The sequence below is a fragment of the Legionella massiliensis genome (assembly GCF_000756815.1).
GTDB lineage: Bacteria > Pseudomonadota > Gammaproteobacteria > Legionellales > Legionellaceae > Tatlockia > Tatlockia massiliensis.
Window position 1 is genome coordinate 199,323 of the sequence record NZ_CCVW01000002.1, and the last position, 13,498, is coordinate 212,820.

A 13,498-nucleotide genomic window follows, 5' to 3' on the forward strand; every position below is an offset into this window, starting at 1 on the left:
CTTTGACCGGTATTCTCATGAACCTTATGAAACATCTCAATAATTTCATACATGACGCTGCTCTCGCTGCCGGTTTAATCTATGCCTTAAAAGCACATCGTACCTTCAAACGTTTTCTCTTAGCTGTCTAGCTAGGCTCAATCTTAAGTTTTTAAAAAGTTTTGGCTAATCCAGGCCGATTTTTGTTTTAAATTTAACACTGAGCTTATTATGAAAAATTTTGATTTTATTATCGTTGGCGGCGGTACAGCCGGATGCATTATTGCCAATCGCTTATCAGCAAACCCAAACTACAGCGTTTTACTCATTGAGGCAGGAAGAAATGCCAATCATTTATTTACTAAATTACCCGTTGGCCAATCAAGAATAGTTGCTAATAAGAATTGGGACTGGCGTTTACCTGCGCAGGCAGATAGTTCCTGCGCAAATCGCGAGGCAATTTGGCCTGCAGGAAAATGCCTGGGAGGCGGTAGTTCTATTAATGGGATGGTCTATGTTCGCGGCCATCGCCTGGATTTTGATAACTGGCAAGCCTTGGGTAATGAAGGTTGGTCATATGCAGATGTTCTTCCCTATTTTAAAAAGATTGAATCCTTTCAGGAGCTGACAAGTCCATATCGCGGCACGACGGGTTTGTTGAAAGTTCGTGAGGTTATTAAACCCCACGCGCTTACTCGAGTCTTTATTGAAGCCGCCCAGGAATTAAGAATTCCTTTCAATCCAGATTACAATGGGAAGGAGCAAGAGGGTGTTGGTATTTGCCAAACCAATCAATCCAAGCGTTGGCGCCAAAGTACAGCAGAGGCTTATCTTAAGCCAGCAGCCAAGCGCAAGAATCTAACTATTATTAGCGAAGCCACAGTTCATAAGATTAATTTCTCCGCTAAAACGGCCCAAAGTGTCAGTGTTTACCTTAAAGGGGGTTTAGAACTCTTTCATGCCACCAAAGAAATTATTCTTTGTGCCGGTACCATGAACTCAGCAAAACTACTTTTGCAATCCGGTGTTGGTCCCGCTGATGAGCTCTTTAGCCAATGTATTCATCCACTTAAGGGAGTGGGCAAGAATTTGCAGGAGCATCCCAACAGCTGGTTAAGCGCCTTGGTTAATCTTTCAACCTATAATACTGACCTACATCCCTGGCGCGGCCTGAAGCATCTTTGGCAATGGTTAAGCCAGGGCGGCGGTGCCTTAGCAACACCCATCGCCCATGCCCTTTGCTTTCTCAAGACAAGAAAGGATTTATATCAACCAGACATTCAAATCCATTTCACGCCCTTCTCTTATGAGTTAATAAAGGGCAAGTTATCACTGTCTAAACAAGCCGCCTTTGTCCTTACCCCCAATATTTGTCGTCCGAAGACTCGCGGCTTTATCAAATTACAAAGTGTTGATCCCAAACACCCGCCCTTGATTTCCTATCAAGCCTTAGCCAATGAGCAAGACGTACAAACTCTTCTGGCTGGCTGTCAATTTGCTAGAAAGCTCATGCAAAGCAAGGCATTCAAACCCTATGTGCTCTCTGAGCGTTTCCCCGGTGGAAACATCAATAGCGAGCAAGAGTGGATAGACTATCTTCGTAATCATTCTTCCTTAGGCTATCACCCTGTTGGCAGTTGTAAGATGGGAAATGATGAAAGCGCTGTAGTCGATAGCTCGCTCAGAGTGCATGGCCTACAGCGCTTACGTGTTGCTGATGCTTCAATAATGCCGGTTATTACCTCAGGTAACACTAATGCACCTACAATGATGATCGCTGAAAAAGCGGCGGATTTGATTTTGCGGGCTTGTGATTGAGCTTAGTGGCACCGTTCGGGCTGAGCAACTCAGCCGCTTGGGGGCAAATATCGGGAAAGAACTTCGAACCAGCCCCCCTCCGATACTTCTTAAGCCCTTAGCCTAACAGCTATAGACTTAACAGCCCGCCTACATCGACTATACCGAAATCCCGCGGCGTGACCGCGGGATCTATCTCCTGTCACTACTGAAAATATGGTGCGCTTGCTCAATAAAAGGGATAAGAATAAAGGGCAAGTTATCCAAATGTGTGATGCTCTGATCTTGCCTCGAAATCCCGGACACCAACTTTATGTTGCTAACTGAAATTCATCTGGTGTCAGATATCCCCGAGTAGAATGTAGTCGCTGCCGATTATAAAACACCTCAATGTAATCGAATGTGAGTTAGCGGCAAACAAATTACTTATAACGTTACCGCTTCACTCTACTGAAAACACACCATCATTTTGAATATGAGATATCAAGATAAATGATGAGATTTAAGAATAACATTTGATTATAATTAGCCCACAATGTGGTGTTATGAATCAGCAAACAAATTATGCAAGTTATTATCAAGCAATTAGTCAAAAAACTATTTTCATATACTGGGTTTCCCCACAATTTATATGCGGATGTTGGTCCATCTGATGGAACTATTCATTACAAATCACAAATAGTCCTAATGACGGTTCACAGAGAATATCATCGTTTAGAAACAAGTGACGACCTTGGAAAACAAAGAAAAATGATAAGTTTGTTTCTTGGAGGAACTATTTATACGATGCTCCAGGATGAACTAAGGTATGGCTATAATATAGGTGCGCATGCAATTGCTCAAGAAACATGGAAGCACGTAGAACGATCCGATGCCCAAAACAATGAAGGTAGATTACAAAATATCTATGCTATAGGTGATTACGTTTTAGCTAACCTATCAATCCTCCCAGAGGATTTTTATACACGAGGACGGAAATATCTAAGGGGAAACACCGATCCCTTTGCCGCTCCCGAGCATGAAAGAGCCTATTTCTGGCCTCTCGCATCAAATATAGAAAAAATGAAGCTCTTGTTACAGTTTTGCTTTAAATATAAAGATAATTTAGAGCTTCCTGAAATAGACTCTGATGATCTGGCAAATGTACAAATATTAGAAGGGATTTCTAATGTACCACAAAGAATTATTTCTGGGGAAACTGTAGAAAATAGACCAGTCGGTCAACGTTTAACGCGAGATAATATTGACGATAATCATATAGCAACGATAACAACAAAGGCCATTAATTTGGAAGAGTTTGGTAATTCTTCTCCTCGTTTTTTCTCTTCAAGATCAGAAGATAAGCAAGAGTCACAAAATTGGGACTTTGCTCATCCCTCGACTGGAATGATAATTCTTGCTGCCTGTGTACCAGTTATTGGTTGGGCTTATCTATTATTCGTGCTTTTTAATGCGCTTGCTGAATCTTGTTGTATAAATAATGAAAGCTGTTCTAGAGGAGTGAGCGCTAGCTCACGTCTCGAAGCACTGCTGTGAAAAGCTTCGAGACGGCCTAAAGGCCTCCTCAGCCCGAACGGATTCATATGCATAACCTCATCCAAACGAAGGAATCTCCTTCCTAAGCCCCTCCTCAAAATCACCCAAGTACTCCGCTGAGTCAGTTGGTGGATTAGCAAAGAAGGTGCCGGAATAACCATGCTTTACCGTGCAAGCGAACAACTACAGCGTTTAACTCGGCGTTTTGTGTTTTTGAGAAAATAAGCCCTTTGGAAATTTGGAAGAGATCGGCTGCACAAGCGCCCTGAGCTAGCACATTGCTTAAGGTATCAAATTACTCTAATAAATTACTTAGGGCTGAAACGCCTAACATGCCCGTTTTATTTTTTATCGTTTTTTGCCCTTCGACTAACAAAAGTAAGCGCTTCACATCAATACTGTCTTTAAACACTTGCTGCTTGCCAGCAGCCTGTCCTTGGTTGTAAATCAAGTTAATCAGATTATTGGGATGCAAACCTCTGCCCCGGCAAAAATCAAGGATTTCAGTCTGCAAGCCTTGATTCAGGCATTCATCAACATGCTCAGATTCCTGCGCTGCCCGCTCAGCTATTTCCTGATAAAGCGCTATGAATTCCGAGTCTGGCATTTGCTCTTGCCTGGTGATAGCTGCAGAACTCATAGCACTTATAATACCCTGGCGATTAATTGAGCGCTTTGTTACTTCAGCTACCGCTTCATCGGGAGCCATACAAAAGGAAGGCGCCAGCTTGCCAGGGTTATTTTGCATCTTATGTTTTAAATACTGTAACAGGGTGAGGGTAAAGAAGGTTTTCCCTGCGCCAACCCCCATATCAATCTTGCCAGACAACTTCCTACCAGAGGCCGAGCGACGCTGTCGATAAATTCTCGGCAATTATTAAAAAGTTCTAATTGATAATCACGCAGGCGAGCTGGAATAACTATTTCCTATGCTGGAGCTAAGATTATTCAAGACTAAGTGTTGGCCTTCTGGAATACATTCCAGAATAACTTGCGAACCATTAACCGCTCTCGGATTTGCACATTATAGGATGTCGGGGTTATGCCAAATTGTTGCTCTCGGGTCGGTGCAAAACCATTTTGCCTTTCAACATAGACTTGCGCCAGAACAAGCTTACCATTGATATTGAGAGCAAGATTGGCAATGCGGGCATTAATAAGTTCCTCTTTCACATAGTCAATTGAACGTTGTATAACCTGTTCAATCACATCATAGGGTGTTTCTTGAGTAACCGATTTTTGTGTTAGTAGGAAATTAAACAAGACTTCATCATTGCTGCCAGGCATGTGATCCTTTTAACTGGATAGAGTGTTCAAAAGAGGAGCATTATAGATCTATGTTGATAAATTGTAAGCACGTATTGTTGTGCTATAGTTAGTTTGAAATTCACTTGGAGTTAAAGCAAAGGATGCAATCATGACTAAAATTGTTCTAAGAAACCTGATGTTACCCACGCTAACCTTAGTATCAACCCTCGCCATAGCAGATACAGCTAATTGGCAAGTTGTTCCTGCTGAAAGCACACTTAGTTTTACTGCCACACAAAATAATGCGCCAGTAACAGGGCAATTTAAAACCTTCACCGCCGAGCTCAAATGCAACCTGGCACAGCCTGAAACCTGTGGCTCCAACATAAAAATTGTTGTCGATATCAATTCCGTTTCCGATGCCTATAATCAGCTCTCAGATACGCTGAAAACAGCAGAATGGTTTGATACCAAAGATTTCCCTAAAGCTGTTTTCCAAACAAGCCAAGTCAGCAAAACTGGGGACAAAGCTTATGAAGCGAAGGGCAGCTTAACTATTCGAGATAAAACACAACCGGTTACCCTAAGCTTTAATCAGACAGATGGTACGGACTCCAAGGTAGTATTTAAGGGAACCACAACCATCAAACGTACCGCCTTTGGCGTTGGTACTGGTGAATGGGCAGACACTAATGCCGTCAAGGATGATGTACAGATTAATTTTACGCTTTCGGCAGCAAAGCAGTAGATTTCCCACGTCACTTATTTGACAAACCGTAGCTTTGATGCAGCGTAGCGTAACCAAGGTTTTCCTTAGATAAGGATAATCATCAACTGAACTTTGCTAAGTCAGATTGCTAATCCCGGAGATCCTTCGCTACGCCCCCAAAGACGTACGTCATGTCGAACGCAGAGAGACATCTCCTGATGTGTAGCACTGTGCTAATCCCGGAGATCCCTCACTATGTTCGGGATGACGAGGTCTTTATCGATGTTTGCCCAAAAGGGGCTGGGGCGCTCAGGATGACAGGACAGTCTGAGTTCTGAATAACGTATTGCCCAGACTTATTAAATGTCTGCTACAATCCCCAGCAAATTTTAGCCAGCACAGAACCCCATGGAAACTGAAAAACAGATTGCTGCCATATACGTAGCAAAACCCGAATTTAAATCCGAGCTTTGCCAAGAACTAGGAGAAGTTGCCAACCTGGTTGAGGATTTGGTTTTTTCGACCGTGAAGAAACTCGATGTCTGCTTTGCCTTAGATATCTGGCTGGAGCCACAGATTGTTGAATTTCAAACCATTTCTGAGGCCGCTAGAATTCTGCGTCAGGCGGGTAAATTCTGGTATCAACATCCCATATCCCATCATCGACGTGCCTGCTTAATCGAAGAACAGCTAAGAACTTACAACAACCTAAGCCGCCATTTTCCAATTGAAGCGGACATTCCACCAATTGGTGCCTTCTCACTTCTCGACAAAAATACCCTGGTTTACAGCGCAAAACGTTTAAAAAAGTGGCCACAGGGTAAATGTTTTTTTATTGAAGATAAGATTAATCCTCCAAACCGCGCCTATTTAAAATTATGGGAAGCCCTAACACTCTTAGGCAAATACCCTAAACCCGGCGATAGAGCCTTAGACCTTGGTGCATCCCCTGGCGGCTGGACCTATGTTATGCAATCGCTGGGAGCCCAGGTCACCGCTGTAGATAAAGCCTTTTTGGATGAAAAAATTGCCCGGCTTCCCGGTGTTAATCATCTGCAACAAAGTGCCTTCGCCTTGGAGCCTGCCGAATTAGATCAAAACTATGACTGGGTTCTCTCAGACATCGCCTGCTATCCCGAGCGCGCTTACAGCCTAATTATGAAATGGATAAGCTCTGGCAAAGCCAAACAAATGATTTTCACGATTAAATTACAAGGTGAAACTAATTTACAAATTATCAGACAGCTGCAAGCCATACCCAACTCACGCACCTTGCATATGTTCTACAACAAACATGAGGCGACTTTTTTCTACCCGATGACAGAAAATTGACTAAAACAAACCATTATGGTTAAATCGAGCGCAGCAAACACAATGGGTTATCAAAGTCTGTGAGGTAATTATGTTTCAACGCGAAGAACCAAATCCTTTTATCGAACGTTTAAGAGAGTGTTTCTACACTACATTGCTTGAAATGGCGCTCGCCGAAGAAGATATAAATATCGCAAGATTCGAGGGTTATATACTAAGTTTTATCAAGCAAATTATCCTCAATGGACTTAATTCCTCAAAAAACATAGATCATGGCATCCGGCTTTTTCCCGGTTTAGTCATAGACGATGGAAATTGCCCTGGGATTTACCTGGCATTTTTCCAAGGACTAAAACAAATTAATGGGCGATTTAGATTATTAGGCGCAGAACACGATTTAACCATGTCGGAACTTCCGCAAGCCTTGAATGAATCCATTGAGCAGTTAGCAAGCAGATTAATGGCAAACGATGTTTTTCAATTCATGCTACCGCAACTTATGGAAATCACAGGCCTAACTGAGGCGAAGCGACCATTAGATAGTCAGGGAATCACTAAAGAACTGATTCGGGAAACCTTTTATGATGAAATGGTAACGCAAACATTTGATGCGATGTCACTAGGATTAATCACTGGTGATGACCTGGAAGGTCAAGAGTCCTTTATTTATTTTGCCTTATCAAGTCTGACTATTGTTGCAGCTATTATCAATTCCAGGCATCAGCCAGGCATTGAAGTCCTGAACCAAAAATTAGTAACCCTGGAAAACTGTCCACAAGATGATAACTTTCCAATTTTTGTAAGCATAATCCTTGAAGCCAAAATTTTGATGCAAGCCCTTTATGACAAGGACAACAACATTTCACCCGAGGACTTGCTGGCTTTAAAAACCCTTTTAGTCTCTTACGCCAATGAACACGCTAAAGAGCAGGAATATAGTGAGAATATATCAACCTGTGCAAAAGCGATTAATAAAATGAGCATCAAAATTAGTCAATCGCCTATGTTCAAACAAATGATTTCCTCGGTTATTGAAATTGCGAAGCCAACTGTTACGCAGACCTGTTCTTGAGGTGAATTTTTGCAAGTATCCTCTCAGCCGTCATTGCGAGGAACGAAGTGACGAAGCAATCCAAGATTCGGAGCTCTGAACCTTGAATTGCTTCACTGCATTCGCAATGACGGCAGTAGGATTATTGCAAACCAACCCTCTTTAAATAATCAAGCAACCCCAGCTCATCAAGCCGATCACTCTGATAAGCAATATAATTATCCGGCCTAATCAAATAAACGCTGCCAGATTTTGCCTGATAAATCTTTTTAAAATTATCGTCCAAATCACTTAATAAGGTCAGGCTTGAATTTTCTGATAAGGAAAAATCCCTTGGTGCAATCAGATAGCTATCAGCAAGCACAGCTAAGGATTCCCGCAATTTTTCGCAGGTTTCCAGCTCATTGTTAACCATCGACGAATCCGCATAGATCAACAATTTGAATTTAGGTCCTCGCAACAGCTCAAAGAGTCTGAGGGTGAAATTGCTAATATCGCGTTTCAGCATAGCAACATCTGGCGCGCGGTCACCGGCTTGGCAAGACTTGTCTTGTAACTCCCCCTTCGATAAGGAGCTGTTGCGATAATTAATAAGAGTTTGTGAATTAACCAAGAGCGCATAATGCGCATCGCTGGTACCTAAATCCTTGGCTACCATGCGTTCATGGGTGCGGTTAACAACATCCATACCCACTGGATGGCGTTCTTCATGATAGCTATTCAACAGCTCAGGCTTTGCCCGCTTTTTGAGGACTAAGGCCAATTTCCAGGCTAAATTATAAACATCCTGAATCCCGGTATTTAAGCCCTGGCCACCAACAGGTGGATGAATATGTGCGGCATCGCCAGCTAGAAAAACACGCCCGGAAGCATAGAGATTCACAATGCGATGGCTAATTTGGTACATCGAAGACCAGCGTAAGTCATCCAAGGTTAGAGCGACAGGAACTGCTTTTTTAAGCACCTCGTTAAATTGTGCGAGTGTGGGTTTGCCATCTTTGATTTTTGCCAATAAGTGCTCTGGCACAGTCGTGGATATTCTAAAGCGTCGATCACCGCGATAAGGCACAAAGACCACCGTATTTTCGAAATCCCCATCATTGTAGTTGAAACGATAATTAGTTTGATGTGGAAGTTCCCAATTCACTTGCACATCAGCCAGCATAAAATGCTGCGGAAGCTTGCCGCCTTCAAAACTAAGATTCAATAATTTCCGAGTTATACTGTGCGCTCCGTCACAACCGACCAAATAGCTGAGGTGAATCTTTTCCTCAGTATTCGTTTTATTGTTGTGTAAAACAGCATGAACAGCTTGCTCATTCTGCTCAAAACTAAGCAACTCAATCCCTTGCTCGATCACTACCCCCTGCTCCTGCAGCTCATTAACGAGAATATCTTCTAATTTAAATTGGGGGATGGATAAAAACCCAAAGGGTAGCTCTGGTAATTCGATAAGACTGGAATGAACTTCTTGGCCATTCTGAAAGACTCTTGTCTCTTTGAAACAGAGACCCTCATTGATAATAGGATTTAAAAGACCCACATCATCCCAAAGCTCAAGCGAGCGCGGTTGAATGCCTAAAGCCTTACAATAGCCCTGCCGGCTAATTAGCTTATCAATAATGCGACAGGCTATGCCTTGTCGTCGCAATAGATAAGCCAGCATCAACCCAACTGGGCCGGCACCTACAATTAAAACCTTAACTTCTTGATCCATTCACTTCCCCTCATTTTTAGTATCTTCGTCACTATGCTTTTTTATCCCCTCGCCACCGCACGTAGTGTGGGGGAGAGGGTTAGAGACACTACCATTAAGTTAAGGGCATTTGTCATTCCCGCGAAGGCGGGAAACCATCTCTACATTGGCACTGTGCTTAGCTAGAAATAGTTTCCCGCCTTCGCGGGAATGACAAAACCTTCCTTGACTTAATGGCAGTGAGGATTAGGGAGAAGGGGTTAAAATTAACTTGCGCAATCAACCTTTTTGGTTTTGTAGTCGCTATGCGACACCCGTGTATCCCCCTCACCCCACCCTCTCCCCCACGCTTTGCGCGGTGGAGAGGGGACTTTTTTTTATAATCCACATCCCGCGGTAAGACCGGCTTAACCGGGGGAATTCAATAAAATTTTAACTTTGATATAAATCAAAGACTTTACTTATAACCACAACATCAGCGAACTGCGAATCGTAGACCGGCGACTGCAGATCCGGTTGTAGTAAATTATGGTGTAGCAATTGATGATAAAGCTTATAAGCCTGCTTGAGCTTGGCAAATTGCCCCTGCTGTAAAACCCCTTCGGCATACAAGGTTTGCAAGAGGCTCAGGGTATTGGTATAGCGTGTCAGACTTTGTTTGGGATTTGCCAACACCAAATATTGCACAAGAAATTCAAGATCAAGCAAGCCGCCGGCGGCAAATTTGACTTGCAGCTCATCATTATAACGATTAATCCTTGCCCGCATTGCCAAGACATCAGAGCGCAAAGCCTGTTTATCACGGGGTGAAAATAATACATCCGTCTTCAGCTGCTTAAAGGACTGGCGAACCCGTTTATTCGCTGAAATCACCCGGGCCCGCAGCAAGGCTTGATGCTCCCAGGTCCAAGCCTGAGTCCGCTGATAATCGATAAAGGCATCAATATGGCTAACCAGCAAACCAGCTGAGCCAGAAGGTCGCAAGCGTGTATCGACAGAATAAAGCACGCCGGCCTGCGAACGGGTTGTTAGCATATGCATAATTTTCTGGGTCAAGCGAGTAACCAGGCTTTCCCCATCAGGCAAGGATGCATGGACGAAAACCAGATCCAAGTCAGAATTAAAATTCATTTCCCTACTTCCTAATTTGCCATAGGCAATAATGGCGAAAGACGATTTAATTTTCATAATTTGCGGATAGCGCTGTGATAATTGTTGACAGGCAAGCAGGAAAACTTCAACCACAATCACCTCTGCTACATCTGCTAAAAAACGGGCAATCCGCGAGGCATCATATTGTCCATAGAGCTCAGCGCGCGCAGCAATAAGCCAGTGTATGAGTTTAAATTGACGTAGAGCATCCTCTTGCAACTCATACTCTGGGCAATGCGCCAAACGCGCCCGGAGCCTTTGCTCAAGCTGGCTGCGCGACGGCAATATCTCGTTTCCTTCCTGATCAAGCAGAATTTCTAAAAGAAAGGGTTGGTTGACCACTAAGGAGCTAATAAAGGGGCTGTGCTCAAACCAATAGAGCAACTCTTTGACTACCTGTGGATTCTCAGTCAGCAAAGCCAGATAGGCACTGCGGCCGACAATATTTTCCAAAAGATGCAAGACTTGCAGCAATACCGCATCAGTCTGCGGCACCTTGGTCAATTCACTCAACAAAAGCGGCATAAAGCGATCAAGCCGCAAACGGGCAGCCTGAGTTAAACGGCGGCAGCGTGGCGCATGCCTAAAAGCATGGAGCATCTGATAACAATGTTCAGCCTGTTGAAAGCCTAGGCTGGCCAAGAGATTAATCGCCATGGAGGTTTCGACATGCCCCTGCCATAAACTGGATAATTGATTGGCAATCAGGCGATTTTCATCCTCATAGGAATCAACAGTTCGTAGCACGGAACGAAAAATGGTTGAAACTATCCGTTGATATTGCTGTAAACGATGCTGCAATTGCTCCCAATTGTCGTAGGCCATCATTAATAAAATTTGCGCCTGTTTTAACTCATCCTTTGGCAAAGAGTGTGTTTGTTGGTCATTAAGGCCTTGCAGGCAGTTTTCCAATTTTCTAAAAAAAAGATAGCTCTGTTTTAAGGCAGCGGTTCGTGTCAGCAAGCCGTCTTGCTTGAGCGCATCCAAGGCGGCCATAGCGCTTTGCTGTCGCAGATGGGGCAAGCGCCCGCCGCGGATAAGCTGAAAACTCTGAATGATGAACTCAATTTCACGAATCCCACCTAACCCCCGCTTAATATCATCCAACATAGGATTAAGCTGCACTTCGCGCTCAATCAAGGTTTTCATCGAACGCAGGGATTCAATCACGCTGAAATCTACGTAGCGACGATAGACAAAGGGGACTATCAAACGCTGAAACCAGGCTTGGTCTGAGCCAATCAAACGCGCCTTGACCATGGCATAACGCTCCCAATCACGCCCCTGCTCTTGATAATAGGTTTCCATTGCCGCCAAAGAGCTCACTAAAGCACCACTATCGCCATTAGGACGCAGGCGCAAATCAACGCGAAAAACAAAGCCATCGGCGGTAACTGATTGCATTAGCTGCATAAACTGCTGTACCAGCTTAGAGTAATATTGTTGATTCGTTATATTTTCCTCACCCTGCGTGAAACCTGCCGCAGAGAAGGCAAAAATCAAATCGATATCAGACGAGTAATTCAGCTCCCTCCCCCCTAATTTCCCCATAGCAAGCACATAGAGCTCACTAGCCTTCCCCCCCTCATCAAAAGGCTGGCCATAGCGTTTGGTCATTTCCTGCTCACAATAGGCAAGCGCCTTTAAAATAAGAGCATCCGCACAATCAGACCAGGAAGCCATAGTTTCTGCGGTATCAGCCAGCCCCCCTATCTCACGTAGCATTAAACGCAGAAAATAACGATGGCGGAAACGGCGGAGGTCACGAGCAAAATTGCTAGACTGCTCGCTGAGTTGATTAAGCAGGCTTTGATAATCCGCAAAAAATAAAGGTTTTGAGCAATCATCCTCTAGAAGAAGCGAGTTTAAGATTTCAACCTGACGATTCGCATAATCACTATAGAGCAACAGGGTTTGCAAAGCCTCGCGCAGAGGATGCGCCAGATTAGCAAAATATTTAAGAAAGCCCGTCATTTTGGCTTGTAAGATAACAGGCACCTGGATCAGCTCTTGCATAGATAGATTCTTCGAGAAGACATACCCAAGCCTATCCAAGCTTGTGAAGAAAAACAAATTTTGCAACCCCGCATAACATTCCTTAAGTACACGTCTTTCCTCCAAACAAGAGCAGGTCATCCCGAACTAAACCCTCCGTCATCCCGCCCCCCCGTCATCTCGAACATAGCGAGACATCTCCGGGATTTGCACTATGCCACATCCAGGAGATGTCTCACTACGTTCGACATGACCTACCTCTTTGGAATACACCATTCCGAACAAATCCCCCAACACAGTGAGGGTTCTCATCCCGTCAGCAGCACAATTCCTAGCATAATGACCAATACAAATCATCCCACTGAGGATTTAATACATTAATCAAGGCTTGTTTCTTTTTCCGCGACCATTTTTTGATTTGCTTTTCTCGTTCAATGGCTACAACAATGCATGAACAAATTTCATAATAAACCAGTCGATCCACATTGTATTTTTGGGTAAATCCTACCACTAGTTTATTCTTATGTTCATAAATACGGCGTATCAAGTCATTAGTGACGCCAGTATAAAAAACATTATTGTGCTTATTGGTTAGAAGATAAACGTATGACTCTGTATGCATGTACTATTCCTTGTTGTGTTGGACTGTGTTGTTATTTCTGATTCCTCATAACCCCTGGATAGTACCAAAAAATTAGTCGGGAAATACATCCTTCACTCCAAACAAAGCCCTCGCCATCCCGAACAACTCCCCCGTCATCCCACTCCCCCGTCATCTCGAACGTAGTGAGAGATCTCCGAGACTCGTACTATGCCACATCAAGGAGATGTCTCACTTCGTTCGACATGACGTATCTCTTTGGAATACGCCATCCCGAACAAAACCCCCATCATCCCGCCCCCCCGTCATGTCGAACGTAGTGAGAGATCTCCGGGATTTGCACTATGCCACATTCAGGAGATCTCTCACCACGTTCGACATGACGTATCTCTTTGGAATACGCTATCCCGAACAAAACCCCTG

General features: G+C 43.8%; 10 protein-coding genes and 1 pseudogene. 5 read left to right on the plus strand and 6 right to left on the minus strand.

The features are described from left to right. Window positions 1–210 precede the first annotated feature (210 nt). Entirely contained in the window at window positions 211–1,797 is a 1,587-nt protein-coding gene (locus BN1094_RS08135; protein WP_043873945.1) for a GMC family oxidoreductase, read from the plus strand. Window positions 1,798–2,087: 290 nt separating this feature from the next. Here the strand turns inward: BN1094_RS08135 and BN1094_RS19655 are convergent. Then, window positions 2,088–2,177: pseudogene (locus BN1094_RS19655) on the minus strand (IS3 family transposase); the annotation flags it as partial. A gap of 163 nt (window positions 2,178–2,340) precedes the next feature. On the opposite strand from BN1094_RS19655, the gene BN1094_RS08140 reads away from it, so the two are divergent. Further along, window positions 2,341–3,312, plus strand: coding sequence for a hypothetical protein (locus tag BN1094_RS08140; RefSeq protein WP_043873946.1), 972 nt, complete (start codon window positions 2,341–2,343; stop codon window positions 3,310–3,312). 295 nt (window positions 3,313–3,607) lie between these two features. Here BN1094_RS08140 and BN1094_RS08145 read toward each other — a convergent pair whose 3' ends face one another. Beyond that, complete coding sequence (locus BN1094_RS08145) at window positions 3,608–4,141, minus strand: hypothetical protein (protein WP_141650448.1); 534 nt, start codon at window positions 4,139–4,141, stop codon at window positions 3,608–3,610. Between the two features lie 125 nt (window positions 4,142–4,266). Next, entirely contained in the window at window positions 4,267–4,599 is a 333-nt protein-coding gene (locus BN1094_RS08150) for a hypothetical protein (protein WP_043873948.1), read from the minus strand. Window positions 4,600–4,729: 130 nt separating this feature from the next. On the opposite strand from BN1094_RS08150, the gene BN1094_RS08155 reads away from it, so the two are divergent. From BN1094_RS08155 to BN1094_RS08165, 3 genes are all read left to right on the plus strand, one after another. Then, window positions 4,730–5,308 carry a YceI family protein gene (locus BN1094_RS08155; protein WP_043873949.1) on the plus strand — a complete coding sequence of 193 codons (579 nt, stop codon included), beginning with the start codon at window positions 4,730–4,732 and terminating at the stop codon, window positions 5,306–5,308. A gap of 369 nt (window positions 5,309–5,677) precedes the next feature. Beyond that, entirely contained in the window at window positions 5,678–6,601 is a 924-nt protein-coding gene (locus BN1094_RS08160) for an SAM-dependent methyltransferase (protein ID WP_043873950.1), read from the plus strand. A 70-nt stretch (window positions 6,602–6,671) separates the two neighbouring features. After that, a complete protein-coding gene (locus BN1094_RS08165) occupies window positions 6,672–7,652 on the plus strand; it encodes a hypothetical protein (protein ID WP_043873951.1) in 981 nt (326 codons plus the stop codon). 121 nt (window positions 7,653–7,773) lie between these two features. Here the strand turns inward: BN1094_RS08165 and BN1094_RS08170 are convergent, their stop codons facing one another. The 3 genes from BN1094_RS08170 to BN1094_RS08180 all read right to left on the minus strand — a co-directional run bounded on the left by BN1094_RS08170 (window position 7,774) and on the right by BN1094_RS08180 (window position 13,096). Continuing rightward, complete coding sequence (locus tag BN1094_RS08170) at window positions 7,774–9,348, minus strand: FAD-dependent monooxygenase (protein WP_043873952.1); 1,575 nt, start codon at window positions 9,346–9,348, stop codon at window positions 7,774–7,776. Window positions 9,349–9,759: 411 nt separating this feature from the next. Next, window positions 9,760–12,495, minus strand: coding sequence for a bifunctional [glutamate--ammonia ligase]-adenylyl-L-tyrosine phosphorylase/[glutamate--ammonia-ligase] adenylyltransferase (gene glnE / locus BN1094_RS08175; RefSeq protein WP_043873953.1), 2,736 nt, complete (start codon window positions 12,493–12,495; stop codon window positions 9,760–9,762). A 310-nt stretch (window positions 12,496–12,805) separates the two neighbouring features. After that, entirely contained in the window at window positions 12,806–13,096 is a 291-nt protein-coding gene (locus tag BN1094_RS08180) for a GIY-YIG nuclease family protein (protein ID WP_043873954.1), read from the minus strand. Between the last annotated feature and the right edge of the window lie 402 nt (window positions 13,097–13,498).

Excerpts from the sequence above, each read along its gene's own strand:
- BN1094_RS08165 (WP_043873951.1), top strand. The coding sequence starts at position 6,672 with ATGTTTCAACGCGAAGAACCAAATCCTTTTATCGAACGTTTAAGAGAG.
- BN1094_RS08170 (WP_043873952.1), bottom strand. The coding sequence starts at position 9,348 with ATGGATCAAGAAGTTAAGGTTTTAATTGTAGGTGCCGGCCCAGTTGGG.
- BN1094_RS08135 (WP_043873945.1), top strand. The coding sequence starts at position 211 with ATGAAAAATTTTGATTTTATTATCGTTGGCGGCGGTACAGCCGGATGC.
- BN1094_RS08180 (WP_043873954.1), bottom strand. The coding sequence starts at position 13,096 with ATGCATACAGAGTCATACGTTTATCTTCTAACCAATAAGCACAATAAT.
- BN1094_RS08150 (WP_043873948.1), bottom strand. The coding sequence starts at position 4,599 with ATGCCTGGCAGCAATGATGAAGTCTTGTTTAATTTCCTACTAACACAA.
- BN1094_RS08155 (WP_043873949.1), top strand. The coding sequence starts at position 4,730 with ATGACTAAAATTGTTCTAAGAAACCTGATGTTACCCACGCTAACCTTA.
- BN1094_RS08140 (WP_043873946.1), top strand. The coding sequence starts at position 2,341 with ATGCAAGTTATTATCAAGCAATTAGTCAAAAAACTATTTTCATATACT.
- BN1094_RS08160 (WP_043873950.1), top strand. The coding sequence starts at position 5,678 with ATGGAAACTGAAAAACAGATTGCTGCCATATACGTAGCAAAACCCGAA.
- glnE (WP_043873953.1), bottom strand. The coding sequence starts at position 12,495 with ATGCAAGAGCTGATCCAGGTGCCTGTTATCTTACAAGCCAAAATGACG.